The following is a 25,101-nucleotide window of genomic DNA, read 5'->3' on the forward strand; positions in this document are numbered from 1 at the left end:
GACCACGGCGACCGCGGAGAGCCGGCCGGCCTCCCTCTCAGGGCATTGGAGCGGAGGTCAGTCGAGGAAGTCCCGAAGGACGGCGACCATCTCTTCAGGGGCTTCGAAGGGCCAGAAGTGGCCCGAATCGAAGAGGTGCACATCACTGCCTTCCGGGAGCTTCGCCACCACGTCGGGGTCGGTGTAGAACTCACGCGGCTGGAGAGGATCGTTGGCCCCCTGGAGCAGCAGGACGGGGCATTTCCACTGAGGGATGAGCCGGGTGCGTCGATCGATCCATTCCTGCCGGAACGACGAAGAGTTGAAGTAACGAGGGACGGCGGTGTTGATGCCGGCGTAGCTGAACTCCTGCACGGTTCGTACGAGGTCGGACACCTTCACCTGGCGTTCGCCGAGCACGGAGTACGCGGTGACGACGATGCGGCGGGCATCGGCCAGCACCGCCGGGGCCTCGGGTGAGGTGAACACGTCCTGTTGGGGATGCAGGTCGGGATGGAGATGCCAGAGGTGCTGCTGCCCCCGGCCGTAGCGGATGACACGGTTCCCCATGTGTGCCGCGAGGTGGTCGCCGACCGGTGTTCCCCTGTCGTGCGTGACCAGGCTGAATCTCTCTGTCCGAAGCTGGTCCAGCAGCGCTTCCAACTGGATGGCGACTCCCTCCTGGCGGAAGTCGCCGGTGCCCTTCTCCGACTGGCCGTAGCCCTTCAGGTCGATGGCCAGGCAGCGGAAGTCGGAGGCCAGGGCCTCGATGGCGTAGTGCCACTGCCACCACGAGTCGGGTACGCCGTGGAGGAACACGACGACAGGTGCGTCGAGGGGGCCGCCCTCCACGTAGTGCCAGCGCACGGTCTCGCCGTCGCCGGGGGCGTCCACGAAGCGGTGCGTGACGGTGACATCGCCCAGCCGCTCCTGGTTGCCGTCCGCTTCCGGTGCACGGGGTGGTGTTTCGGGCAGCTCGGCCACGAGTTGGTCCACGCGCGACAGTCTGTCCAACGCTTCTTCCAGGCCCGTGCGGACACGGGGCGGGGGCGGTGTGTAGGCGTACGCGGTTGCGTGCTGTGACATCACGAAGTCCTCCAGGGCGTCCTGGCGTGAACACAAACTGAATCTTTCTTCAGCACTGATGGAATCATCAGAAAATATGCTCGTCAAGGAATCGGCACCGCTTGCGGGCGGTGTCGAGGAGGCAGCGCACGGGTGCGTCAGGGGCTATCGGGCGTCTTGGGAGGGCCTCAGCGCCGCAACGCCGCTCGGGCCGGCAGCGTCACCGCCACCAGACCTAGGGCCACCGCGCCCCCGGCAAAGGCTGCGTAGCCGAGCGGAGGTACATACGGCCCCTCGCCCGTCAGGCCGCGCATCATCGGGATCAGGGTCGCTGCGGCGATGGCCGTGCCCAGGGTGATGCCGGCCAGAGCCACCAGCAGGCCTTCCCAGCGGAGCATGCGCATGACCTGCCGGCGGGTGGAGCCGATGAGGCGGAGTGTGCCGAGTTCTCCGCGGCGGTCGAGGACGGTCATCACGAGGGTGTTGGCGGCGGCCACGGCCGCGAAGCCGCCGAGTACGGCAGCCATCGTGTAGTTGGCCCAGGCGTTGAGTTCGCGGTCGGTGTTCTGCCCGACGACATAGCCGGAGGCGTCGGTGACCTCGCCGAGTGGGGCGAGGGCCTTCGCGTTTCCGCCCCGTATCAGCAGCGTGCTGTCGAAGGGCGAGGTGACGTGGGGTGCGAGGGAGGCGCGGTCCATGGTCACGGCGGCGAGGCCGAGTCCGCGTCCGTACACGGCTACGACCTCGGGGTCGGCCCTGGTGCCGTCCGGGAGATAGAGGGGCAGCTTGTCACCCACCTCGACCTTCGCCGATGTGGCGAGCGTCTTGTCGATGGCGATGCGGCCCTTGCCGATGCGGTCCAGGCTGCCGCCGCGCACGTCGAGGTCCTGCACCTTCGCGAGCTGCTCACCGGAGCCCGAGATTCCCTGCGTCGACGAACCTTGCAGCCAGCGGTCGCCACCGGAGCCGACGGGCACCAGCACCTGCGTTTCGAGCAGGCCCACGGCCGCGTCGACGCCGGGTGTCCGGGCGGCCCGGGCGGCGGCGTCGACGGGCAGCCCGGCCGGGTCCGTGACCACGTGTTCCGCGGTGACGCCGGCGCGCAGTTGCTGCGCGGCGACATGGCTCTCGCTCGTGTGCATGAAGACGAGCGTCGAGGCGAAGGCCATGGCCAGCACGATCGGGGTGATCGCGGAGGCCAACCGGCGAGCGTTCGTACGGGAGTTGGCGGCCGCGAGCGACGCCGAGGCGTCACCGGCGCTCAGCGCGAGCCCGAACAGCGCCGCGCACAGCCGCGCCACCAGCGGGCCGAGCAGGGCGACGGCGAGCATGAAGAGCATGACGACGCCGAGAGCCGCGTTGGCGGCGTCGTCCCCGCCCGAACGAGCGGCCACGACCGTCAGGAACCCCCCGCCGACCAGGGCGCCCAAGCCCAGCAGGATCCGGATCGCGCCCGGCCGCAGCCGCTCCACCGACGCCTCGGCGAGCGCCTGCCCCGGCTTGATCTTCGAGGGACGACGCCCAGCCGCCCAGCCGGCCGCGAGGGCGGTCAGCAGACCGGAGCCGACCGCGACGACGAGTGGGATCCAGGAGACTTGCAGCTCCACGGCGTCCGGAATGGCCCCGCGGTCCCTCAGCTGGCCGAACCACCAGTGCGCGAGCCCGATTCCGGGCAGGCAGCCGACCAGCCCGGCGAGCGGCGCGACGAGCACCGCCTCGGCGGCGACCGCGCGGCGGATCTGCCGCGGGGTGGCGCCGACGGCACGCAGCAGCGCGAACTCGCGAGCACGCTGGGCGACGGACAGCGCGACCGTCCCGGACGCCGTGAAGACGGCGACCGTCGCGGCGATCCCGCCGAAGGAGCCGCCGAGCCCGGTCAGCATCTCCTTGGCGTACCAGAGCCCATGGTCCTCGACGGCGCCGCGGCCGTCGCCGGTGTGTATCTCGGCGCCGGAGCCGGCGAGTGCCTTCTTCACACCGGCGGCCAGAACATCGGCGTCCGTCCCGCCCTTGGCCAGTACGGCGATCGCGTCGGCCTTGCCGGGATGCCCGGCGAGCGCGGGGGAGCGGGCGTCGGCGAACCATGCGACGGCGCCCTCGGCCGCGTCCCCGGAACCGGCCTGCGCCAGCCCTGACACGCGGAAGCCGGCCCGGCCGATGGCGGTTTCGAGGGTGACGGTGTCGCCTACGTCCACCCCCTCGGTGGACGCTGCGAGCACGACCTCTCCCGCTCGGGGCGCGTCCCCGGACGTGAGCACCGCACCGGTGAACGCGTGCGATCCCCAGCCGTGGCCCGTCAGCACGCCGTCCCCCTGGCGCACCGGGAACGTGAAGTCCGGCACCGCCGCCTGGACGCCGCTCACGCGCGCCACCTTGTCCGCGAGCGCGGCGTCCACACGCGCCGTGTCCGGCAGTGGGTCCGCCGACTCGGACCTGCTGTCACCACTGCCCGTGACGAAGCGGGCGTACTGGTCCGCCGCCGCGACGACCGGCGCCTTCGCGTACCGCTCCGGTGGCACCGAGGCGCGAACGCCCGTCTCCAGCAGGATGCCGCAGGCGGAGACGATCAGCGCCGACATCATCAGCGCGACGAACGTGCCCGCGAACGACGCCGGTTTGAAGCGCACGGCCGCACGGGCGAGGCCGTTGGGGACGAAGCTCCTCACGCAGCGGCCCCCACCATCGCGCCCGCACGGGAGGTCAGAGCGGCCATCCGGGCCGCGATCTGCTCCGCCGAGCCGCGGTCGAGGGCGCCGGCGAATACACCGTCCGCGAGGAACAGCACACGGTCGGCCCACGCGGCGGCGACCGGGTCGTGGGTGACCATGACGACGGTCGCTCCCAGCGCGTCCACCGCCTGCCGGAGCAGGCCGAGGACCTCGGCGGCGGTCCCCGTGTCCAAGGCGCCCGTGGGCTCGTCGGCGAAGATCACGTCCGGGTTGGTGACCAGGGCACGCGCGATGGCGACCCGCTGTTGCTGGCCGCCCGAGAGCTCGCCCGGCCGGGACCGCGCCTTGTCGGCGAGCCCGACCCGCGCGAGTACCGCGGCCGCCCGGCGGCGGTCCCGACGCTGCCCGGCGAGGCGCATCGGGAGCAGCACGTTCTGCTCGGCGGTGAGGGAGGGCAGCAGGTTGAAGGCCTGGAAGACGAAGCCGAGGCGGCTGCGGCGCAGCTCGGTGAGCTGGTTCTCGCGCATGCGTGTGATCTCCGTACCGCCGAGCCGCACGGAGCCGGCCGTCGGGCGGTCGAGGCCGGCGGCACACTGGAGGAAGGTGGACTTGCCGGAGCCGGACGGACCCATGACGGCGGTGAACGTGCCGCGCGACAGCGCGAGGTCGATGCCCGCGAGCGCGTGCACGGCGCCGCCGCCCCGGCCGTACTGCCGACGGACGCCGCGCAGCTCGACGGCGAGACCGGGCGTGCCCTGTGCCTCCGGCCGGTCGTCCGTCTCCCGCCGCTTGCCCTTGCGCAGCCTCATGGTCCGCCCTCTCGCGATCTCTTCCAGCCGACAACTCGAAGCTACGGATCACGGTCGTCGCAGGCCATGGTGGTTGCCGGCGCATCCTGGGTGGGGATAACCCGAGGCGTCGGAGGGGGCGGGTCAGGTTCCTGCCCCGGGGCGAGTCCGGGATCATGAATCATGCTCCGGGATGACTGGCGACTCACCGACGACGTCCACGACTTCCTCGCCCGAGCCGGGGACTTCCTGCGTTCGCGTCCCGCCGTGCACAACACACCGCTCACCGACCTCGAGAAACTGCGAAAACGCGGAGCGGAACCGTACGGGGCCGAAGCCAAGGCCCTCGGCCGACTGGAGTCAGGAGGCGAGACCCGCGCCGTCTTCTACCGCACTCCCCGCGGATACCTGAGCATCACCCCTCTCTCCGCCGAGCAGCCCGGCACCCTCGCCGCTCACCTGGCCGGCCTCGGCCACCGCCCCTCCGGCGTCATCGCGGATCATGACACCGCCACCGCGTTTGCCGAGGCATGGCAACGGCACACGGGCGCAGCGCCGACCCCCTTCTGGCGGACTCACCTCTACCGACTCGGCACGCTCACCCCACCGCGGCCGCATCCAGAGGGCCGGGGGCGGGTCGCGAGGGCGCAGGACCATGAGCAAGTCGTGCGCTGGTGCCGTGAGTTCTGCGTCGACGTCGGCGAGCAGCCTTCCATCGACTTGATCGACGCGAACTCCTGGGCCGATTCGCGCTTCGGCGACCGGCACTTCACGTTCTGGGAGACCCCCGACGGCACCCCGGTCTCCATGGCAGCCGTCACCACGATCGTCGCGGGCATGATCCGGGTGGACCCCGTCTACACCCCCGCTCACTTCCGTGGCCACGGTTACGCGGCCGCAGTGACGGTCGAGGTGAGCCGGGCCGCGCTGGTCGCCGGCGCGACGGACGTCGTCCTGTACACGGACCCGACCAACCTCACCAGCAACGCCCTCTATCAGCGCCTCGGATACGTCCACGTCGCCGACTTCACCGGCTACAAATTCAGTTACGGCACACCAGAAGCCGCATAGGTGCCCTCCCGATACGAAAGGTGGGCGTCGGCCACGGAAGCCCTGCCCGCAGTGGCCGACGCCCAACGGCTCCCGGCGTCACCTACTCGTGCGCGCCACTCACTCGAAAGGCGCCAGGAAGTCCCGCGTGGACAGTGCCCGGCTCACGATGCGAGTGTCGCCGATCCAGCCGTAGAGCCCTGCCCGAACTTCTCGTCGAACTGGGTGGCTCCGATGACGAAGGGCTTGCCGAGGGTGGCGATGCCGGTCGAGGGCTGCGCCGGGTTGCGGGCGATCTTCGAGCCGTCGACGTACATCACGGTCCGCCGGCCGTCGTTGACGAGGGCGATGTGCATCCAGCGGCCGACCGGCACGGCGTGACTCCAGGACGTCGGGTCGGCGTCCTGCGCGTGGGGGTAGACGACGAACTGGAGGAATCGCTCCGGGCGGCCTGCGCCGGAGCGGCGCCGGCCGCCGTGACCACCGCGCCGGCCGCGGGTATCGCCACCGCGGCCTGCAAGAGTGCCCGTCTGTCCAGCCGGTGCCTGTGCTCTGATGTGCTCATCTGCCCTCCAGGTCATGAACATCGACGTAGGAAGGCACAGTGCTGACCGGCCGTGGCCGGGTGATGGCAACAGCCCGAACGGTGGACCCACACGGGGAGAATGACCGTCAATGAGGCTCGGCCGGGTCAGGACGGGTCACCGCTTCGGTGACGACGCGGGGCCCGCCGGTGACGCTTCGGCGGGCCCCGCGTCAGTGGGTCTGTCGGGACGGCGGGCGACTGGGTCTGCCTCAGACGCTAGGTCCTGACGGCCACCGCTTCCCGCGGCGCCTGTGTCGTTCCTGCGCCCGGCCCTCTCCCGGTGAAGCGCATGGCGATGCACGCCCCCAGGTACAGCATGGCGACGATCAGCAGCAGCGCCTGATAGCCCGTCACCAGGGCCAGGTACTCAAGTGCTCCTCCGGTCAGCGCGCCCAGCAGGTTCGCACCGAACGCCGAGGTCGGGTCGGGGGCCAGCGCCAGCCGGTCGGAGAAGATGAGGTTGGCGCAGAAGATGGGCGCGAAGGCGAGCGCGATGGCGGCGGCGAGCCGGGCGGGGAAGGGCAGCGAGAGCACGGACTGCACCGGGACGAGCCAGGCGACCGCCAGGGAGGCGAAGAGCAGGAGCTGGAGGAGGAGCTGGTTGACCCGCCGCAATCTGCGTCTGACCTCGACCGCGGCGAGGACGGAGACCAGAACGCCGAAGAAGACCAGGGCGTTGACCAGCCAGGTCGTACCGAAGTAGAGCGCGAAACCGATCACGTTCTTCGTTTCGAGCAGCATGAAGGCCGCGCCCAGAAGGAACATGTCGGTGTAGCGGACCGTACTTCGGATACGGACCCCGGCCAGACGCACCGAAAGCAGCGTCACCAGCAGGATCGCACCCAGGGCACCCAGGTAGATCGTGGGGATGGTGCGGTGCAGCAGATACGGGAACGGATGGTCATCGGTGGCGGCCGCCGGGACCGGGCCGCTGGGTTGCCAGATCTGCTTGCAGGACTGATCGCCGGGGGTCATGCCGGCCACCAGAACTGCCGCGTTCCGTTTGTACGTCGTCATGCAGGGGGCGTGGCCGTAGAGATCGTCGAGGTCCCCGGCGAAACGGTCGACCAACCAGCTCTTGCGGTAGTAGTTGTACATGGCGAACGCCCCGTCGGGCGTCAGGTGGTCGCGAGCGGCCTCGAACGCCTGCCGGGTGAACAGGTAGCTCTCCAGCCGCAGATTGCTCGCGCCCGACACAAGCGTCAGGGAGTCCGGCAGCGCCAGGACGATGAGGTCGTACTTGGCGTTCGTGCGCTCCAGGAATGCCCGCCCGTCGTTGATGTACGCGTGCACTCTGGGGTCGTCGTACGGCTTGGCGGGGTGCAGCCGCGCGCCGATCTCCTGCAGACGGGGATCGATCTCCACGGCGTCCACGCGCTGGGCTCCGTTCGCCAGCGCGACGGCGACGTCATTGCCGTTGCCGGCCCCGATGACCAGCACGCGTTTGTGCGGGTTGCGGGGCGTCTGGTCGTACGCCTGCCGATAGGGGGAGTTCTCCCGCAGCAGCACCGGCAGCGGAGCGGTGCTCTGGTGAGGGACGCCGTTGGCGGAGATGAAGTAGGTCCGGGTGGTGGTCGGCGAGGCTTCGAGCTGGATCTTGTAGTAGGGCGACCAGGAGATACCGGCAGTGGTCGACTCCAGGAACAGCGCGGCGACCATCGCGGTGAGGGGGACGCCGTACAGCAGGGTGTTCCGGCGTCCGCCGAGGATCAGCAGGGCCACGGCGGCGATCACGCCCCACACCACCGAGGGGGCGCGGAGCCACGACAGTACGGCGAAGGAGATCGAGCCGATGATGCTGCCGAGGAGGTCGTAGCGGTAGGCATCGAGCGATACGAGCTGGCGGAAGAGATCAGCGGTGATCTTGCCGATCCCGGCCATGATCACTGCGGTCAGCAGGAAGATCGCGGGCAGCGTCACCCACTGGGGCAGGCCGGTGGTCTTCACGGCCGTGAAGTAGATGACCTCACTGCTGCTCTGACGCACCTGCACCGGGTAGGCACGGACGAATACGACGAGAAGCGCGAGGGGGATCGGTGTCCAGCGTTTGAGCCACTGGCCGCGAGCGGCCGGGAGCAGGAATCCGATGCCGATGCCGAGGAACGACCCCAGCAGGATGAAGTTCGAGAAGTAGCTGAGATGGACGACATTGGCGCCGGCCCATCTGATCAGCGCCAGCTCCACGAAGAGCATGGTGGAGCTGGCCAGCACGAGCCTCCAGCGCACTGAGCTTTCTGTTTGTCCGCTTTTGTTCACCTTCACAAGGGTTTACGGTGCCAGGTCTGACTCGTTGATTCGAGATGCCTTGCCGAGTGCAACGGTGAATGAGCCCTCGTCAGTAGACCGACAGGCCGTATGCGCTCAGTGCTTCCTGGATCGGCTGGTAGTAGCTGGTACCTCCCGTGGTGCAGTTGCCTGAGCCGCCGGAGAGGATGCCGATGACCTTGTCGCCGGCGTAGAGCGGGCCTCCGCTGTCGCCGGGTTCGGCGCAGATGTTGGTCTGGATCAGCCCGGTGACGATGTCGCCGCCGCCGTAGTTCACGGTCGCGTTCAACGCGGTGACCACCCCGCAGCGGACCCCGGTCGTGGCGCCCCGGGTGCAGACCCGCTGGCCGACGTAGGCGGACGCGGTCCCGGTCACGTCGACCGTCCCGACGGTGCCGGGGTGCGGCACGGCCGGATTGGCGTAACGGACGACCCCGAAGTCGTTGCCCGGGAAGCTGCTCCCGGTGGTGGGGCCGACGGCCGTGTCCAGGGCGGCGCCGGTGTACCAGGTGGGCAGTCCCTCCGTGCAGTGTCCGGCGGTGACGAAGTAGTACGTGGACCCGCTCTGCACATTGACGCCCGCCGTGCAGCGTCGGCCGCCGGCGTAGATGCCGTCGCCGCCCGAAAGGAGTGTGCGCAGCCGGCCGTCGAGCCGTTCGAGGGTGAGGCCACCGGCGAACCGGGCTGCGGTGCGCCGAAGTTGGGCCAGCTCGGTGTCCGAGACCGTCGAGTCGGCGAGGACCCGCAGCCTCTCGCCGCGTTCGTCCACGGTCCACGCCGTCCCGTCTATCCCCAGTGCGGCGACGGCTGAGGCGGCGCCGGGCGTGGGCACGGCGGCGGGTACCGCCGTCGCGCTGGTGCCGGACACCGTGAGGGCGGCTACCCCGAGCAGACTCAGGACGTACGCGATGAGTTGTGAGCGTCCCTTGGTCGTACGGCGTGCTGTCATCCCGAATCTCCCCGAGTACGGTCGGTCGGTTTCGGGCACGCCCCATGGTCACCGGGCGTGCCGGGCTTGCATGCCGTGGTGCTGGTGTCGTGCTGGATTCGACGGCGAGCCCGAGCCCCCGTCGTGGCTCCGTCCGCGACGTCGTGCGGAGGCGGGGCAGCGCTCATTGTGCCCGCGCCGGTCCGGCGGGGATAGGGCGTGTCCCTCGCCCGACGCGGGTCGGAAATCCCAACCATCCTCCGGGAGTTGAGACATGATGATCACATGATGGCTGTACCGCTCTCCGTGCTGGAAGTCGCGATGGTTCAGGCCGGCAGCAGGGCTGCCGACACCCTGCGTGACACGACCCCGTTCGCCCGGCAGGTCGAGACCTTGGGCTACCGGCGACTCTGGTACGCCGAGCATCACCACTCGCCGGCCATCGGCGCCTTCCCACCGGTCGTGCTGATCGCCCACGCCGCCGCGTCGACGTCGACGATCCGGTTGGGCTCCGGGGGCGTTCTCGCCCCCAACCACAGCCCGATCATGCTGGCCGAGCAGTTCGGCACGCTCGCCGGGCTGCACCCGGAGCGGATCGACCTCGGCATCGGACGAGGCCCCGGCACACTGGACGAGCCGACCGCGCGGGCGCTGCGGCGCGGAGCGGGGCCGACGACCGACGACGAGTACCGGGGCGACGTGGCGGCCACCTTGCGGTTTCTCATGGACGAGGTCGCGCTCGACGACCTGCCCGAACCCTGGTTGCTCGCCTCCAGCACCGCCGGTGCCGCGCTCGCCGCGGACCTTGGCCTGGCGGTCGCGATCGCCCACCACATCCGACCCGACAACACCGCTGCCGCGATCGACGAGTACCGGGCCCGCTTCCAACCCTCGCGCTGGTGCGCGGGACCACGTGTGCTCGTGTGCGTGGAGACGGTGTGCGCCCCGACGCGGCAGGACGTGGAGTGGCTCGCCGGACCGATGAACGTCGTCAAGGTCGGCCTTCTCCAAGGCCGCGGCGACACTCCCTTTCCCACCCCGGCCGACGCCGCGGAACACCCCTTCACCGAGCAGGAACGACAGGCCCTGGCCGGCTTCCTCGCCCAGCAGGCCCACGGCACCCCCAACGCCGTTGTCCAGCGCCTCACCGAGATCGTCGACGCAACGGGAGCCGAGGAGTTGATGCTCGTCACGCCCGTCTACGCGTTGAAGGACCGACTGCGGTCCTACGAGCTCGTCGCCACGGCTGCTGGTCGAGCGTGACGTAGGGACGGGCCGGGTCCGGCATGCGCGTCGAGCGGCAGCGCGTTCGTCACGCCAGGCCGGTCAGAAGGACGTGTGCCTCGTCCCTTGCCGTGGCGATCTCCGCCTCGCCCAGCCCGCACAGCCGTAGACACGACGACGCGATGGCATCCGTGTCCGCCGTATCGGGATCACGGGTACGGCGAATCTGGATGACCACCTCCACCAGCTGGATCAACAGCTCCCCGATCCGCTCGCGCGCAATGGTCCCGGTGACGCCCTCGGCCGCCGCCGAAGCGCCGAGAGCGCCATAGCTCTGCTGGAGTTGGCCCCGGTCGGCGCGGAACGCGTCGAACCGCTCGGTCAGCACCTCCGGCAGGAGATAGAGCGTGCCGATGTTGTACGGGGTGCGGGACAGAGTGCGTACGTCCGTCGCGGCCACCGCGTAGAGCGCCGCGGCCGCGCTCGCCCGCTCCGGCACCAAAGCCTGGATGCGCTCCACCATCTCAAGGCTCGGCCGAACCGAGGTGGCCAGCAGTTCGGCGAGGATCTCGTCCTTCGTGGCGAAGTGGTAGTACAGCGAGGCCTGCCTGATGCCGACCCGCTCGGCGATCATGCGGGTGCTGGTGGCGGAGATCCCGTGTTCGACGAAGAGCGCACCGGCGGCGTCGAGGATCTGTTCCCGACCGGAGGCGTTGGGATCGGACGGCGGTGTGTGCCGGGGTCTTCCTTGGCGGGGCCGCGTCCTGGTCATGATCCCATCCTGCCACCTCGGTCAACGGCCGCTGCCGGGGGTGAGCACCGGTGCCGCCTCAGCTCACCTCGACGCCAGGTAGGCCCTCCAGCCTCCGAAGCGGGTGATGTCGGGTGCGTTCTCCACGGCGTACGGCTCGACCAGGAAGCCGCTGATGTGCTGTCCGTCGGCCAGTTCGACGGTGCCGATGGCCATCGGCGCCGGGACGGCGGCGGTCAGCGCCCCGAAGCCTGCCGCCGGCAGCCGCCAGATCTCGCCCTCGATGCCTGACGCGTCACGGTGGCCCTCGGTGGTTCGGACGAGGCCCGGCTTCGGTGGCTGGGTGGCGAGGGCGTGGAGTCGGTAGTCGCCGGCGGTGCGGGCCGGGCCCACGAGCGTGCCGCCTGCCTGCACCAGCTGGGCGTTGAGGGGCTGTCCGGTGAGGTGGGCGCCGACCACGAACAGGTCCAGCCCCGGATCGGCGAACCGCTCGGCGAGGGCCGCCAGGGCGCGGTCGGAGAAGGCCGGGCCCGTGAACATCACGCCGAATGGCAGGCCGTCCACGAATCCGGCGGGGACGGCGAGCGAGGCGTGGTCCAGCAGGTTGGCGAAGTTGGTGAAGCGGCCCATCCGGGCGTTGGCGCCGACCGGGTCGGCCGCCACCTCGTCGAGGGTCGGGTGCCAGGTGGTCGTCGGGCTTAGGAGCGCCGCGCAGCCGTCGAGGGCCGCACGTGCGGCGGCACCGAGCGCGGCGAGCCGGGCGGTGTCCGCGGCCCAGTCGGCGGCGGTCTTCTCCCGGCCGGCCAGCACGATGGAGGCCACGGTGGGGTCGAGATCCGTACCGATCAGATCGCGGTGCTTGTCGAGGTGTCCGCCCACGGCGGCGTACCGCTCGGCCACGAACGCGCCGCCGTACAGCAGTTGGGCGGCTTCCAGGAGTGGAGTCACATCGGCCTCCACGATCTCCACTCCGGTGCTCGCCAGGCGCGCGACCGCGGTGCCGAAGGCTTCGCGCCAGCCGTCGGCCATGCCCCGCAGGTGCTCCTCGGCCGGGACGGCGACCCTGGGGCGGGCGGGTGGCGGGGGCAACTGGGTGCCGGTGCGGGAGAGCGGGTCGGCCGGGTCGGGGCCCTCGATGGTCTCCGCGGCGGTGCGGGCGAGCCGCAGGTCGCGGGCGAAGACGGTCACGCAGTCGAGGGTGTAGCAGGCGGGGACCACCCCGGTGACGGGCACCATGCCCTTGGTCGGCTTGACCCCGACGATGCCGTTGAGGGCGGCGGGCACGCGCCCGGAGCCGGCCGTGTCGGTGCCCAGCGCGATGTCGGCGATGCCCAGTGCGACCGCGACCGCGGAGCCGGACGACGACCCGCCGGAAATGCGGGCCGGATCCCATGCGTTGCGCACCGCACCGTGGGGACTGCGGGTGCCGACCAGGCCGGTGGCGAACTGGTCCAGGTTGGTCTTCCCGAGCACCACCGCGCCGGCCGCGCGCAGCCGTGCCACCGCGGGCGCGTCGGCGTCCGGCCGGTAGGAGTACGACGGCGCGCCCGCGGTCGTGGGCAGTCCGGCCACGTCGATGTTGTCCTTGACCGCCGCGACCAGTCCTGCGAGCGGAAGCCCCGGATCGATCCCGGCGGCCTCGGCGAGCACCTCGTGTCGGGGCCTGAGGTGGATCCAGATCTCGGGCCGGTCGGCGGACTCGACGCTGTCGTAGGCGGCCTCGACACGTTCGGCCGGTGTCATGGCGCTCATGCCCGCACCGCCGCGAGGATCTGGCCCGGGGCGACCTGCTCACCGGGTTTGACGTAGATCTTCAGGAGTGTCCCGGCGGCGGGGGCGCTCACTTTGGACTCCATTTTCATCGCCTCCAGCGAGAGGATCGGGTCGCCCTCGGCGACGGCGGTGCCCGGCTCCGCGACGGTCTGCCAGACGGTGGCGGTGAACGGCGCGGTGACCGCGAGCGCGCCGTCCGGTACGACGACGGCGTCGGCGGCCGGAGGTTCGGGATCGTCGTTCCGGTCGAACTCGCCGGCGGCCCGCCAGCGTTCCTTCTCGGCCTCGAACGCGGCGCTCTGCTGCTGCCGGAACGCGGCGATCGAGTCGGCGTTCGCGGCCAGGAACGTGTTGTACTCGGCGATCGAGAAGGTGCCCTCCTGTGTGTCGCAGGGCCCCCGGCCGGCGTCGGTCTCGGCGCGCAGCTCCAGGAGCTCCTCCGCCGTGACGGGGTACCACTCGATGCGGTCGAAGAAGCGCAGGGCCCATGGGGAGCCCTGGAACAGGCCGCCCCTGCGGAACCGATTCCAGATCTGCACGGTGCGCCCGACGAACTGGTAGCCGCCGGGGCCCTCCATGCCGTAGACGCACAGGTAGGCACCGCCGATGCCGACGGAGTTCTCCGCGGTCCAGGTGCGGGCCGGGTTGTACTTGGTGGTCACCAGGCGGTGCCGCGGGTCCAGCGGGGTCGCCACGGGGGCGCCGAGGTAGACGTCCCCGAGGCCGAGCACCAGGTACGAGGCGTCGAAGACCGTACGGTAGACGTCGTCGGCGCTCTCCAGGCCGTTGACGCGGCGGATGAACTCGATGTTCCACGGGCACCAAGGGGCGTCGTCGCGCACCCCGGCCATGTACCGCTCGATGGCGAGGCGGGTGGCCGGGTCGTCCCAGCTGAGCGGCAGCCGGACCGTGCGGGAGGGGACCACCAGCTCGTTGGTGGGCGGGACCTCGTCCTCCAGTTCGCGCAGCAGGGCCGTGAGATCACGGGCCTTGAGGCGACGGGCGTCGGTGTGGACCTGGAGCGACCGGATGCCCGGGGTGACGTCGACGATGCCGTCGGGCGCGTGCGCGGCCAGCGTCTCCTGGAGGGCGTGCACACGCATCCGCAGTCCGAGGTCGAGCGCCATGGGGCCGTACTCGACGAGGACGTTGTCGTCGCCGTCCCGGCGGTAGGTGACCGAGGGGCGGGTATCGGTGGCTTCCAGACGGCCCAGTATGCCGTCGTCGCCGTCTCCGCCCGTGCTGATCAGCGCCGGTGCGGCGCGGCGGGCGTCGAGGGCGGCCGCCTCGGCCTCCTTGACGGGCACGAACCGGACGGTGTCGCCGGGGCGGAGCTGGCCGAGCTTCCACAGTTCACCGCTGGCGACCACCGCGGGGCACACGAACCCGCCGAGGGACGGCCCGTCGGGGCCCAGGACGATCGGTGTGTCGCCGGTGAAGTCCAGGGCGCCCACGGCGTACGGCGTGTCGTGGATGTTGGACGGGTGCAGTCCGGCCTCGCCGCCGTCCTGGCGGGCCCAGCGCGGTTTCGGTCCGATCAGGCGGATGCCGGTGCGGGCCGAGTTGTGGTGCACCTTGTAGCCGGTCGCGTAGAGGGTGTCGATGTCCTCGCGGGTGAAGAACTCCGGTGCGGCGTGCGGCCCTTCGGTGACACCGATCCGCCAGTCCGAGGTGATCGCGGGACGGCGCTCGGGCGGGGTCGGGCCGCCGGCCGGGGCCGTGTATGCGGCGGGACGCAGCACGTCCCCGGAGAGCAGCGCCCGGCCACCGTGGCCGCCGAAGCCGCCGAGGGTGAACGTCGAGGCGCTGCCCAGGTATTCGGGCACGTCGATGCCGCCTCGGACGGCCACGTAGGTGCGCATACCGGGGCCTTGGGCGGTGCCGAGGACCAAGGTGGCGCCGGCCGGAACAGGCACCGGTTCCCACAGGGGCGCCGTGGTGCCGTCCACGGTGACGGGGACGGGGGCGCCGGTGACGGCGACGACGGTCGCAGTGGAGAAGCGCAGGGTCAGGCCGCCCGCGGTGACCTCGAGTGCGGGTGCCTCGGCCGCATTGCCGACGGCCAGGTTGGCCTCGGCGAAGGAGACGGGGTCGAAGGGCCCGCTCGGGGGCACGCCCACGTGCCAGTGGCCGAGTCGGCCGGGGAGGTCCTGGACGGTGGTCATCGCTCCCGGCACCAGGACGTCGATGCGGGGCTCGGGGTCGGCGGTGGTGGCGAGCGTGCTGGTGCTGTGCACGGCCTCGCGCACCTCACCGTGCACGGTCAGCGAGCGCAGCAGACCGAGGTTGGTGACGATGCCGTCGATCCGGCTCGCGCCCAGCGCCTCGCCGAGGACGTCGAACGCGGTGTCACGGGTGGCGCCGTGTGCGATCACCTTGGCGAGCATGGGGTCGTAGTACGGCGAGATCTCCAGGCCGGTCTCGGCGAACCCGTCGACCCGGACACCGGGCATCGAGTCGGCGCCCTGGCCGGGGAAGAGTGCCCGGGTGATCAGGCCCGAGGAGGGCAGCGAGTCCTTGCCGGGGTCCTCGGCGTAGACGCGGGCCTGGACGGCATGCCCGGTGGGCGTCCACTCCCGCTCGAACACCGAGTCGTCGACCCGGCCGTCACGGGCCAGTTCGAGCATGAGCTCGACCAGGTCGACGCCGTACGCCTCCTCGGTCACCGGGTGTTCGACCTGGAGCCGCGTGTTGACCTCGAGGAAGGCGGCCTCCTCGCGGACCGGGTCGTAGACGAACTCCACGGTTCCCGCGCCGCGGTAGGCGACCGATGTGAGCAGTCGGCGCGAGGAGTCGTGGAGCAGGGCGCGGATCCGGTCGGGCAGGGCAGGGGCCGGGGCCTCCTCGATCACCTTCTGGTTGCGGCGCTGGAGCGAGCAGTCGCGGTCGCCGATGACGGCGATCCGGCCGGTGCCGTCGCCGAAGACCTGTACCTCGACGTGCCGGGCCGGGCGGACCAGACGTTCCAGGAACACCCCGGCCGATCCGAAGTTGGACTCGGCGAGCGCGGCCACGCGGGCGAACGCCTCGCGCACCTCGTCGGCGGTGGCGCAGGCCTGCATGCCGATGCCGCCGCCACCGCCGGTGGCCTTGACCATCACGGGCAGCCCGATCGACTCGGCCGCGGTGACGGCCTCCTCGGCGCTCGCCAGCAGTTCGGTCCCGGCCAGCAGCGGCACCCCGGCCGCCTTGGCCAGGGCGCGGGCGGTGTGCTTCTCGCCGAAGGCGGTGATCTGGTCGGCGGTGGGGCCCGCGAAGCGCAGGCCGGCCTCCTCGGCGGCGCGGGCGAAGGCGGCGTTCTCGGAGAGGAAGCCGTAGCCCGGGTGGATGATGTCGGCGCCCTGGTCGAGCGCGGCCTCGACGATCGCGTCGCCGCGCAGGTACGACTCGCGGGCGGGCGCCGGACCGAGCCGGACGGCGTGGTCGGCCTCGCGGACGTGCGGGGCGGCCCGGTCGGCGTCGGAGAAGACGGCGACGGTGGCCAGTCCCATCCGCTTGGCCGTGCGGATGACGCGGCGGGCTATCTCACCGCGGTTGGCGACGAGAACGGTGACGGGGCGGGTCACGCGGCAGCCTCCGAGGTGTTCTGCGAGTTGGCGTCCGGCGAGGGCGCGGGGCTGCTCGGGGCCACCACGATCATCCGCAGCGGGGTCGGGTTGAAGTCGTTGCACGGGTTGTTCATCTGCGGGCAGTTGGACACCAGCACCAGGACGTCCGTCTCGGCGCGCACCGCGACCCGTCGGCCGGGTGCCGACATGCCGTCGACGATCCCCAGCGCGCCGTCCGCCTCGACGGGCACGTTCATGAACCAGTTGAGGTTGGAGACGAGGTCCCGCGCCCCCAGGCCGTGCCGGGAGGCCTCGGCGAGGAAGTTCTCCCGGCAGCTGTGATGGAACATCACATGGTGGCCGTAGCGCAGGGTGTTGGACTCCTTGCCGCAGGCGCCGCCGATGGTGTCCTGACGGTCGATCTCGTTGGCGACGACGGTCATGAGGGGGCGTCCCTCGTTGCTCCGCAGGACGGTGCCGGTGCGCACGTAGGCGTTGCCCTGCCAGGCCAGTGTGTCGGGGACGCTGTAGCGCTCCTCGGGGTCGGCCGCGTTGTAGAGGAGACAGTCGGCGGACTGGTTGCCGCCGACGTCGACGATGGTCAGGACGTGCCCCTGTTTCACCACCGCCGACCAGGGCGCGTTGGGCGCCACATCCTCGTCCAGGACGACCGTGCCTTCGATCAGGCTCGCTCCCCGGTCCAGGGCGGAGCCCTCGGCGTACACGGCACCGACCGGGACGGTGGAGGCGATCGTGCCGCCCGAGGTGGTCGGGTAGGTGTTCACGACGGTCTCGACAGGTTCGGCGGGCGCGAAGCCCTCGGTCTGGCTGGTCGCCATGTCACAACCCCCGGGCTTCGCAGTAGTCGACGGTGTTGAGGTACGCCCGGTGCAGCTCGGGCGTCACGGTGAACCGCTCCTCGTCCGGACCGGTGGCAAGACCGCGCCAGGCGTGCACGCGCAAAGGCCCGACGGCGTACTCGGAGCGTGGGTCCAGCGGATGCGCGACGTTGGCCACCAGCACCAACAGGGGCATTTCCGCGACGAGTTCGACGTGCGTGCCCGGTCCGGCGCTGCCCTGCCAGGTGAGGGCGCCGCCGGTCTCGACGTGTACGCCCTGGAAGAAGGACACGCTGGGCGGCAGGTCGCGTCGGCTCAGACCGTGCTTGGCGGCGGCTTTGACGAAGAGTCCGCGGCCGGACGGGGACGGTCCCTCCGGGCGCGAGTCCCCGTACTTGTGCTGGTTCCAGGTGTCGGTGGTGGTGCCGCAGAAGGCGTCGTGCCGGCCTGAGGAGTCGCCGGTGACGACGGCCATGACCCGGCCGTCGCCGGACAACAGCGGGTGGTTCACGCCCGGATATGCCTGCCAGGGGATCTTCAGGGTGTCGGCCACGTTGAGCCGCTCGACCGGTTCCAGGGCGTTGAACAGGAGCAGATGGGCGCAGGCGTCACCGGTCGGGTCGTCGAAGCGCAGCCTGCTGCCGCGGGCGAGGACCTTGTGGGTGTAGCCGCCGGGAGCCACCGTCTCCGCCCACACCAGGGAGGTTCGGTCGACTCCGGGTGGGCAGTGCGGGGAGGTGGACGCCGGGAGATACGGCATCCAGTCGCCCGCTCGGCCGCCTTGGGCGCGGGCGTCGGCGCGGGCGCTGTGGACGCTGTCGGTCAGGTGGAGGTCGCGGACGGTGGCGGGGGCCGGGTCGGGTGAGGTGTCGGCCGTCGGCCCGTCGGTCGTCGTCATGGGGGTGCCGTCGTCCCTTCGTGGCTGTCTTGTGTGCGGCGGGTGGTGCCTGACCGGGTGCCGGTACGCCGTCAGGCGGGCTCGGGGACGGCCTCGGAAGTGGGCGACTCGAGGTGCGTGTGCGGGACGTGCCTCAGCTCGATCCGGAGGTGCAGCCGGCGGGCGATGAAGTAGCCGGCGCCGATGGCGAGGCTGAGCCCGATGAAGAGCAGCGCGCTCCACTGCAACCACCAGGTGCCCTCGGTGAGGTCGTAGATCTCCGACCGCGGCCACAGCAGGTTGACGGCCATGCCGATCTGGAAGAGCACGGCGAGGGTGTTGACGAGAGTTCCCCAGCGGCCCAGTGAGAACAGCGGCCGGCCCGTCTCGTCGACGCCGTCCGGGAGTCGCTCGGTGCCCCGGTGCCGGATCCGGGCGACCAGCAGCGGCAGGGTCACGCCCAGGTACGCCAGGTAGAGCATGGCGATGCAGAGGCTGGAGAGAGCCGTGAAGATCGCGGATTGCCGGATGTTCACGAGGAGCGCGACGGCGGCTCCCACGCCCACCACGATCGAGGTGATGATCGGTGTGCCGGTGCGGGGCGAGACCTTCCCGAGGTATCGGTGGAACGGCAGGGCGCCCTCGCGGGCCATGGAGTAGATCATGCGTGCGCCGGAGGTCTGCACGGCGAGGGTGCAGGCGAACACCGCGACGGCGACGCAGCACAGCAGCAGCCGCCCGAGCACGTCTCCCAGCCGGTCGGTGAGCACCCAGGAAAGGCCGCCGGCGGCCAGGTTGCCGTCGGTCAGGCTCCGCGCGGCCAACAACCCGGAGAGGATCAGCAGCGCACCGCCGATGCCCGAGATGATCAGCGCCCGCAGGATGGTCCGGGGCGTGGTGCGGCGTGGGCTGTGCGTCTCCTCCGCCAGCTCGCCGGCCGAGTCGAAGCCGACCATGACGTATGCCGCCATCAGGGAGGAGGCGAGGAAGGCGCCGAGGTAACTGCCCTCCCCGGACCAGCCGGTGTTGTGGGCCACCACCTGCGGGCCCCGCTCGGGCAGGAAGAACAGCACCAGGACCAGGACGATGACGCCGACGATCTCGATCGTGACGCCGATGCTGGTGGCGGCCGCCATCTGACGGATGCCGAGGATGTTCACGACGGTGGTGATCACCAGGAGCACGCAGCCCAGCAGGACCGCGTTCTGTGCACCGGTCGGGGAGGCGACCGATGGGTCCGCGCCCGGTCCGCCGACAAACTGGAAGCCGGACCAGATGCCCGGCAGTACCGCCTGCGCGGCGATCGCGGCCGCCGCCACGGTGAGGATCTGCCCGATGATCATGATCCAGCCGGTGAACCAGCCGACCGTGGTGCCGGCCAGCCGGCTCGACCACTGGTAGATCGCTCCGGAGATGGGCCAGCGCGCGGCCAGTTCGGCGAAGCAGAGCGCGACCAGCAGCTGGCCCGCGAAGACCAGCGGCCAGGTCCAGAAGAACGCCGCCCCGCCGAGGCCGAAGCCGAGACCGAAGAGCTGGAAGACGGTGGTGAGGATCGACACGAAGGAGAAGCCCGCGGCGAACGACGCGAAGCCGCCCATCCCACGACGCAGTTCCTGGTGATATCCGACGGGAGCGCCGCCCGTGGCGACGCCTCCGACGGGATGTGACGCAGGGGTGAGCTCAGATCGGTTCATCACCGCACCTCCGAACGAGGGTTACCTATCGGGCGACAGGTATTGCGATGTTGGGGTGGAGCGGTCTCACGACCGAGTCACGGGCGTTAACATCGTGTAACCGGGCCCTCTCAGGGGGGACTTGCCGGATCGACGGTCAGCGGTTCGCCGCTCCCGGCTCTCAGCCGTAAGCGCTCTGTGCGCTGCTTTCGGTGCTCGGCGGCATTGTTAGCCTTGGCCATGATCGGTTTCCCAGTGCATGGCCGAGGTGTGCGATGAGCAAGGCCCGCTCCTTCCCGCTGGGCGCCGCGACCACCCTCGACGAACTCACCCGGGATCCGCATGCGCGGCTGGCGCAACTCCGTGCGCATGAACCCGTGTCCTGGCTTCCCGAGCTCGACGGCTGGCTGGTGACCCGTCGCGACCTCGCGATGAACGTGATGCGGGACGCCGCGACCTTCACCGTCGACGACCCCCGGTTCTCCACCGCACAGGTCGTCGGGCCGAGCATGCTGTCCCTGGACGGCGACCGGCACGCCCGTCACCGTGAGCCCTTCGCCGCGCCCTTCCGCCCCCGTGCGGTGCACGACGGTTTCGCCTCGTTCATCGAGCGGGAGGTCGATCGGCTCATCACCGCGCTGGAACCGGCCGGCGCCGCCGAACTGCGACGTGACTTCGCCGGGCCACTCGCGGTCGCCGTCGTGATCGAGGCGCTCGGGCTGCTCGGCACCACCGCGGACACCGTGCTGAGCTGGTACGACGCCATCGTGCGATCGGTCTCGGACATAACTGCGGGACGGACGGCGGGACCTGACGGCGGCGCGGCGTACGCGCAGCTACGGGCAGCCGTGGAGGCCACCATCGCCTCCCGGGGCACAGCGTCACTCCTCGGCTCCGCCGCCGGACGGCTGACAGGGCCCGAAGTGGCCTCCAATGCGGCAGTCCTGATGTTCGGTGGTATCGAGACGGTCGAGGCGATGATCACCAACGCCCTGCTGCATCTGCTGCGAGACCCTGTCCAACTGGCCCTGGTCCGAGGCGACGCCGACCTCCTCGACGGCGCGATCGAGGAATCCCTGCGCCTCGAACCCGGTGCTGCGGTCGTGGACCGTTACGCCACGCGCGACACGGAACTCGGCACGGTCACCATCAGGCAGGGTGAACTGGTCACCGTCTCCCTCGCGGGAGCCAACCGTGACCCGGCCGTCTTCCCCGACCCCGACCGGTTCGACGTCCGCCGCGAGAACGCGCGCCTCCAACTGGCCTTCGCACAGGGCCCGCACTACTGCATCGCCGCGCACCTGGCCCGCCTGGAGACCCGCATCGCCCTCCAGCGCCTCCTCGAACGCCTCCCCGCCCTGCGCCTCGACCCCGGCAGCCCCACCGCCCCGTACGGCCTGGTCTTCCGCAAGCCGCCCGCGCTGCACGTGCTGTGGGACGTGCCTGCCGACCGTTGACCGGTCCAGCAGGCGGTGATGAAGGCGTACGTGGGCGCACCGCGCAGGGCCCCCGGCCCTGGTGGACCGGTGGAAGGAGCTCGTGCGGCACGGGGGTCAGGCCCGTGCCGCACAAGCGGTCAGTAGCCGACGCGTGCCATTTCGCTCTCGCTCGTGTGGTCGGATCCGGTGCGCAGGACCCGGGCGCCCACAGCGGTGGTCACACACAGCAGGGTCAGAAGCAGGAAGGTCTCATTGAGGGCGACGAGATGGGTCAGCCAGCCGATGACCGCGGGGCCGGCGAGCATGCCGACGTAGCCGAGTCCGGCGACGCGGGAGACGTTGGCGCCGGCGGCCGCCGGGTCGGCGTGCCCGGCCGCGCTGAACAGCTGTGGGACACAGCCCGACAGGCCCAGGCCGAACAGTGCCCAGCCGGTGTACGCCGCCCATATCCACGGGCCGAGGGCCGCGATGGTGATGCCGACCGCCGCCGTGGCCGCGCCGTAGCGCAGGATCGCCATGGAACCGAACCGGGCGACGAAGCGGTCCGCGAGCAGCCGGCCGAGGGTCATGGCCGCGGCGAAGGTGCCGTACGCGAAGGCCGCCGTGCCGGCAGGCGCACCCAGGACGTCCTTCAGGTGCAGGGCGCTCCAGTCGTTGGCGGCGCCCTCGCACAGCATGACCATCAGCGCCAGGACGGCCAGCAGCCAGACCCGGCCCGTGGTGCCGCGGCGCTTGCCGCTGTGTGACGCCTCGGGCTCCTGCGCGGAGCCGTCGGCGAGGCCCTCGACGGCGGGGGCGGCAGGCAGCAGGGCACGTGCCGAGGCCAGAGCGATCACGATGCCCACGGCTCCCATGGCGGTCATGCTCGCGGGCGGGTTCAGGCCGGCGCCCGCGGCGCCCGCCCCGACGAGCGCGGCGAGGACACCCCCGACCGAGAACGTGGCGTGGAAGCCCGACATGACGGGCCGGCCGTACGCCTTCTCCACATGCACGGCGTGGGCGTTCATGCTCACGTCCAGGATGCCGTTGCAGAACCCGAAGACCAGCAGCGCGCCGCCCAGCGTCCACGGTTCCTGAGCGAGGCCGGGCAGGGCCAGGGACGCGCCGCACAGGATGCCGCCGGCGGGGACCACGATGCGGGCGCCGAGGCGGTCGGTCAGGGGGCCGGCCACCTGCATTCCGACGAAGGCCCCGAGACCGAGCAGTACCAGCAGGCCGCCGAGCGTGGCGTGGCTGATGCCCACGCGGTCCTCGATCGCGGGGATGTGCACGACCCAGGCGCCCATCAGGGTGCCGCACAGGACGAAGTAGACGTAGGTCGCCACACGGGCGGCACGAAGCGAACGTTCCATGCCGCCCACCGTAACGAACATGTGTGATGTTAGAAAGCCCGGCAAATGAACAGCTTGCGTGTTCATTTTTTGGTGGTGTTCAATCGCGGTATGAGCAACGCAGACCGGCACGGGCTGATCGCGAAGGCCGTCAGGGACTCCGGCGGCGCCACGGTCCAGGAGCTCGCGGAGCTGACCGGCGCCTCGGAGATGACCATCCGGCGCGACCTTGACACCCTGGCCGCCCAGGGCGTCCTCGAACGCGTCCGCGGCGGTGCCCGCAGTCTGCTGCTCCGGGGCGAGGAACCGCCCTTCGCGCTGCGCGCCCATGAGGCGGTCGACGCCAAGCGCCGGATCGCGACCGAGATCTCGGCGCTCATCGCGGACGGCGAGAGCGTCCTGCTGGACAGCGGAACCACCTGCCTGGAGGTCGCCCGCCTCCTGCGCGAGCGGCCCGTCACCGTGATGCCCCTGTCCCTACAGGCCATCCACGTGTTCGGCGAGACACCCGGCCCGGCCACGCTGGTGGTGCCCGGAGGGCAGCCCCGCGCTGCCGAGGGCGCCCTCACCGGCCCCCTCACGCTCGCCTCCCTGGCGGCCCTGCGCTTCGACACCGCCGTCATCGGCTGCTGCGGGCTGAGCGCGGCCGACGGCCTCACCGCCTACGACCTCGACGACGCCGCGGTGAAGAAGGCGGGCATCGCCTCCGCCCGCCGCACCGTCGTCGGCACCGACGGCGGCAAACTCGGCCGCACCGCCTACGCCTACGTCGGCCCCGCCTCGCTCCTGCACACCCTCGTCACCGACGCCGGCGCACCCGCCGAAGAAGTGGCCGCGCTCGAAGGCGCGGGCACCATCGTCAAAACCGTGTGAGCACCGACCTGATGATGCTTTCCGCCGAAGAGGCGTGTTCGGACGGCTCTTGAGGGCGCCAGGACGGCCGGACTGCGGTAACCGTGCCGCTCACCCCGTGGAGTAGTGGTTCCGCACGTCACCGTCGTCGTCGGGAGCGTCCATGTCCCCGGCCGAATCCAGGCTCGGCAGAACGAAGTTGACGATCGTGAGCTGGTGGCCGCAGTGGGGGCAGGCGGCCTCGGTGCCGAGTGGCGGCAGCGGCGTGGGGAGGCCGGCTTCGCCCTCGGCCGTCTCGACCGTCTCAAGCGGCTCGGCAGGCGCCGACTCTGCGGTGGACGGCCGGGAGGCGGTGCGCGCGCTGTGGGCCCGCTCCCACAGGGTCCGGCATGCGGCGGTGCAGAAGCGTGAGTCGGGGCGGCCCCGGCGACGGGCTGTCGGGACGAATTCGACGCCGCAAGTGGCGCAGAGACTGGTTGTGTTGCCCATGGAGCCTCCCGGGTCGGAGTGGGGGGTCATCGCGATCCGTGCTCAGTAGAGCGCGTCCATGGTTACCGCGCCGGAACGACTGCCGTTACCTCGCTGCAACCCGCCATGTGCGACGCGGCCGCGACGGCGCAGGCCGAACGGCTGTTACTTCGCTGCAACCCCCTCGGTGAGAGCATCGGGCGCCGGCGGTGAAGTCAGGACTGCCCGGTTCCCGGGCCGAAACGGATTTGATCGGCTGCCGGGTTGCGCGTTCGGAATCGGCGGCCACCCGGGAGGGGGAGTAAATCCGTTTCCGGGTCTTCGGAGACCGCTGCGACGGTCGCCGCCTTTATGCTGTCGAGTTCCGCACTTGGCCGACCGAGCGGTCGGGCGGTGGTTGAATGGGTGAGCGAAAGCCGGAAGGTATAGGAGAATGCTTCATTCCGGCTGCGCGTCGCCCCGCACCTGCCTGTTCGCCGGAATTGATGAGCCGTCTCAAGTGCTGGAAGGCGTGCTCAGGTCCGGCTTCTGGACTGTGTGCTGCTGTTAGAGTGAACGGGCCAGGGAAAAAAAGGACTCTTGTTCGCCTGGAGTCTCGTTCGAAAAGCGAGCGCGTCATAGTTCGGCTCCTCGCGTGAGCGGACTCCACAGGTCTACGAACCGAAGTGAATCGGGACCTGACTGCCTCCATGCAGTGGTGACGCGGCCGTACAGCGCCGGCACCGAGGACCCGATCACCACGATACGAGCGCGTGATGTCGGCGAACGTCGCCAGGCCAATTGTGACGAGCAGCGACGGACCGACTCGTGGTGGCGGAATCGGCGTGTGCCGGCATGCGTCGCACGAGGTTGCGACGCGTGGGGAAGGCGTTGATCGAGCGAACGGAGATGTGGGTGCGACGGGGGAGTACCGATGACAGGATCGTCGACGTTGACATTCGAGCGTTATCGGCGGAAGGTTCACCGAGAAACGGGGGAGAGAACCCGGACCATGTG

General features: G+C 70.8%; 18 protein-coding genes. 4 read left to right on the top strand and 14 right to left on the bottom strand.

Translation table 11 applies throughout. The features are described 5' to 3' along the window. Positions 1–57: 57 nt before the first annotated feature. From PGH47_RS40650 to PGH47_RS40660, 3 genes are all read right to left on the bottom strand, one after another. On the bottom strand, positions 58–1,065 hold the full coding sequence (locus tag PGH47_RS40650) for an alpha/beta fold hydrolase (RefSeq protein ID WP_271667660.1): 1,008 nt from the start codon (positions 1,063–1,065) through the stop codon (positions 58–60). A 167-nt stretch (positions 1,066–1,232) separates the two neighbouring features. Next, positions 1,233–3,710: an ABC transporter permease gene (locus PGH47_RS40655; RefSeq protein WP_271667661.1), complete on the bottom strand. Its 2,478-nt coding sequence runs from the start codon at positions 3,708–3,710 to the stop codon at positions 1,233–1,235. Beyond that, the gene (locus PGH47_RS40660) at positions 3,707–4,522 is read right to left on the bottom strand and encodes an ABC transporter ATP-binding protein (protein WP_271667662.1); all 816 of its coding nucleotides are present in this window, start codon (positions 4,520–4,522) and stop codon (positions 3,707–3,709) included. Before PGH47_RS40660 ends, PGH47_RS40655 begins: the two co-directional genes overlap by 4 nt. 162 nt (positions 4,523–4,684) lie before the next feature. On the opposite strand from PGH47_RS40660, the gene PGH47_RS40665 reads away from it, so the two are divergent. Next, positions 4,685–5,572, top strand: a complete 888-nt coding sequence (locus PGH47_RS40665; protein ID WP_271667663.1) for a GNAT family N-acetyltransferase — start codon at positions 4,685–4,687, stop codon at positions 5,570–5,572. A 143-nt stretch (positions 5,573–5,715) separates the two neighbouring features. On the opposite strand, the gene PGH47_RS40670 is transcribed toward PGH47_RS40665, so the two are convergent. The 3 genes from PGH47_RS40670 to PGH47_RS40680 form a co-directional block, all read right to left on the bottom strand. Next, complete coding sequence (locus PGH47_RS40670; protein ID WP_271667664.1) at positions 5,716–6,132, bottom strand: LamG-like jellyroll fold domain-containing protein; 417 nt, start codon at positions 6,130–6,132, stop codon at positions 5,716–5,718. Between the two features lie 221 nt (positions 6,133–6,353). Further along, a complete protein-coding gene (locus PGH47_RS40675) occupies positions 6,354–8,348 on the bottom strand; it encodes a spermidine synthase (protein WP_271667665.1) in 1,995 nt (664 codons plus the stop codon). A gap of 124 nt (positions 8,349–8,472) precedes the next feature. Beyond that, the gene (locus PGH47_RS40680; protein ID WP_271667666.1) at positions 8,473–9,351 is read right to left on the bottom strand and encodes a S1 family peptidase; all 879 of its coding nucleotides are present in this window, start codon (positions 9,349–9,351) and stop codon (positions 8,473–8,475) included. Positions 9,352–9,615: 264 nt separating this feature from the next. Here PGH47_RS40680 and PGH47_RS40685 point away from each other — a divergent pair, with 264 nt between their 5' ends. Beyond that, entirely contained in the window at positions 9,616–10,593 is a 978-nt protein-coding gene (locus PGH47_RS40685) for an LLM class flavin-dependent oxidoreductase (RefSeq protein ID WP_271667667.1), read from the top strand. 49 nt (positions 10,594–10,642) lie between these two features. Here the strand turns inward: PGH47_RS40685 and PGH47_RS40690 are convergent, their stop codons facing one another. The 6 genes from PGH47_RS40690 to PGH47_RS40715 all read right to left on the bottom strand — a co-directional run bounded on the left by PGH47_RS40690 (position 10,643) and on the right by PGH47_RS40715 (position 20,036). Next, positions 10,643–11,326, bottom strand: coding sequence for a helix-turn-helix domain-containing protein (locus PGH47_RS40690; RefSeq protein WP_271667668.1), 684 nt, complete (start codon positions 11,324–11,326; stop codon positions 10,643–10,645). 63 nt (positions 11,327–11,389) lie between these two features. After that, complete coding sequence (locus tag PGH47_RS40695) at positions 11,390–13,048, bottom strand: allophanate hydrolase (RefSeq protein ID WP_271668273.1); 1,659 nt, start codon at positions 13,046–13,048, stop codon at positions 11,390–11,392. A gap of 5 nt (positions 13,049–13,053) precedes the next feature. Next, the gene (uca, locus tag PGH47_RS40700; RefSeq protein WP_271667669.1) at positions 13,054–16,644 is read right to left on the bottom strand and encodes an urea carboxylase; all 3,591 of its coding nucleotides are present in this window, start codon (positions 16,642–16,644) and stop codon (positions 13,054–13,056) included. After that, positions 16,641–17,465 (bottom strand): urea amidolyase associated protein UAAP2, encoded by an 825-nt coding sequence (locus PGH47_RS40705; protein WP_333938190.1) that lies wholly within the window; start codon positions 17,463–17,465, stop codon positions 16,641–16,643. Before PGH47_RS40705 ends, uca begins: the two co-directional genes overlap by 4 nt. Before the next feature lies 1 nt (position 17,466). Then, positions 17,467–18,363 carry an urea amidolyase associated protein UAAP1 gene (locus PGH47_RS40710; protein WP_271667670.1) on the bottom strand — a complete coding sequence of 299 codons (897 nt, stop codon included), beginning with the start codon at positions 18,361–18,363 and terminating at the stop codon, positions 17,467–17,469. Positions 18,364–18,434: 71 nt separating this feature from the next. Next, entirely contained in the window at positions 18,435–20,036 is a 1,602-nt protein-coding gene (locus PGH47_RS40715) for an amino acid permease (protein ID WP_271667671.1), read from the bottom strand. Positions 20,037–20,290: 254 nt separating this feature from the next. Here PGH47_RS40715 and PGH47_RS40720 point away from each other — a divergent pair, with 254 nt between their 5' ends. Continuing rightward, complete coding sequence (locus PGH47_RS40720; protein WP_271667672.1) at positions 20,291–21,472, top strand: cytochrome P450; 1,182 nt, start codon at positions 20,291–20,293, stop codon at positions 21,470–21,472. 119 nt (positions 21,473–21,591) lie between these two features. Here the strand turns inward: PGH47_RS40720 and PGH47_RS40725 are convergent, their stop codons facing one another. Next, positions 21,592–22,806, bottom strand: coding sequence for an MFS transporter (locus PGH47_RS40725; protein WP_271667673.1), 1,215 nt, complete (start codon positions 22,804–22,806; stop codon positions 21,592–21,594). 90 nt (positions 22,807–22,896) lie between these two features. Between PGH47_RS40725 and PGH47_RS40730 the strand changes: the two genes are divergently transcribed. Next, entirely contained in the window at positions 22,897–23,658 is a 762-nt protein-coding gene (locus tag PGH47_RS40730) for a DeoR/GlpR family DNA-binding transcription regulator (protein WP_271667674.1), read from the top strand. Between the two features lie 90 nt (positions 23,659–23,748). On the opposite strand, the gene PGH47_RS40735 is transcribed toward PGH47_RS40730, so the two are convergent. Further along, the gene (locus PGH47_RS40735) at positions 23,749–24,126 is read right to left on the bottom strand and encodes a hypothetical protein (protein WP_271667675.1); all 378 of its coding nucleotides are present in this window, start codon (positions 24,124–24,126) and stop codon (positions 23,749–23,751) included. Positions 24,127–25,101 lie beyond the last annotated feature (975 nt).

The sequence above is a fragment of the Streptomyces sp. HUAS 31 genome (assembly GCF_028198125.1).
GTDB classification, from domain to species: Bacteria; Actinomycetota; Actinomycetes; order Streptomycetales; family Streptomycetaceae; genus Streptomyces; species Streptomyces chartreusis.

Excerpts from the sequence above, each read along its gene's own strand:
- PGH47_RS40650 (WP_271667660.1), bottom strand. The coding sequence starts at position 1,065 with ATGTCACAGCACGCAACCGCGTACGCCTACACACCGCCCCCGCCCCGT.
- PGH47_RS40660 (WP_271667662.1), bottom strand. The coding sequence starts at position 4,522 with ATGAGGCTGCGCAAGGGCAAGCGGCGGGAGACGGACGACCGGCCGGAG.
- PGH47_RS40665 (WP_271667663.1), top strand. The coding sequence starts at position 4,685 with ATGCTCCGGGATGACTGGCGACTCACCGACGACGTCCACGACTTCCTC.
- PGH47_RS40670 (WP_271667664.1), bottom strand. The coding sequence starts at position 6,132 with ATGACCTGGAGGGCAGATGAGCACATCAGAGCACAGGCACCGGCTGGA.
- PGH47_RS40680 (WP_271667666.1), bottom strand. The coding sequence starts at position 9,351 with ATGACAGCACGCCGTACGACCAAGGGACGCTCACAACTCATCGCGTAC.
- PGH47_RS40685 (WP_271667667.1), top strand. The coding sequence starts at position 9,616 with ATGATGGCTGTACCGCTCTCCGTGCTGGAAGTCGCGATGGTTCAGGCC.
- PGH47_RS40690 (WP_271667668.1), bottom strand. The coding sequence starts at position 11,326 with ATGACCAGGACGCGGCCCCGCCAAGGAAGACCCCGGCACACACCGCCG.
- PGH47_RS40695 (WP_271668273.1), bottom strand. The coding sequence starts at position 13,048 with ATGACACCGGCCGAACGTGTCGAGGCCGCCTACGACAGCGTCGAGTCC.
- PGH47_RS40705 (WP_333938190.1), bottom strand. The coding sequence starts at position 17,465 with ATGGCGACCAGCCAGACCGAGGGCTTCGCGCCCGCCGAACCTGTCGAG.
- PGH47_RS40710 (WP_271667670.1), bottom strand. The coding sequence starts at position 18,363 with ATGACGACGACCGACGGGCCGACGGCCGACACCTCACCCGACCCGGCC.
- PGH47_RS40715 (WP_271667671.1), bottom strand. The coding sequence starts at position 20,036 with ATGAACCGATCTGAGCTCACCCCTGCGTCACATCCCGTCGGAGGCGTC.
- PGH47_RS40720 (WP_271667672.1), top strand. The coding sequence starts at position 20,291 with ATGAGCAAGGCCCGCTCCTTCCCGCTGGGCGCCGCGACCACCCTCGAC.
- PGH47_RS40725 (WP_271667673.1), bottom strand. The coding sequence starts at position 22,806 with ATGGAACGTTCGCTTCGTGCCGCCCGTGTGGCGACCTACGTCTACTTC.
- PGH47_RS40730 (WP_271667674.1), top strand. The coding sequence starts at position 22,897 with ATGAGCAACGCAGACCGGCACGGGCTGATCGCGAAGGCCGTCAGGGAC.
- PGH47_RS40735 (WP_271667675.1), bottom strand. The coding sequence starts at position 24,126 with ATGGGCAACACAACCAGTCTCTGCGCCACTTGCGGCGTCGAATTCGTC.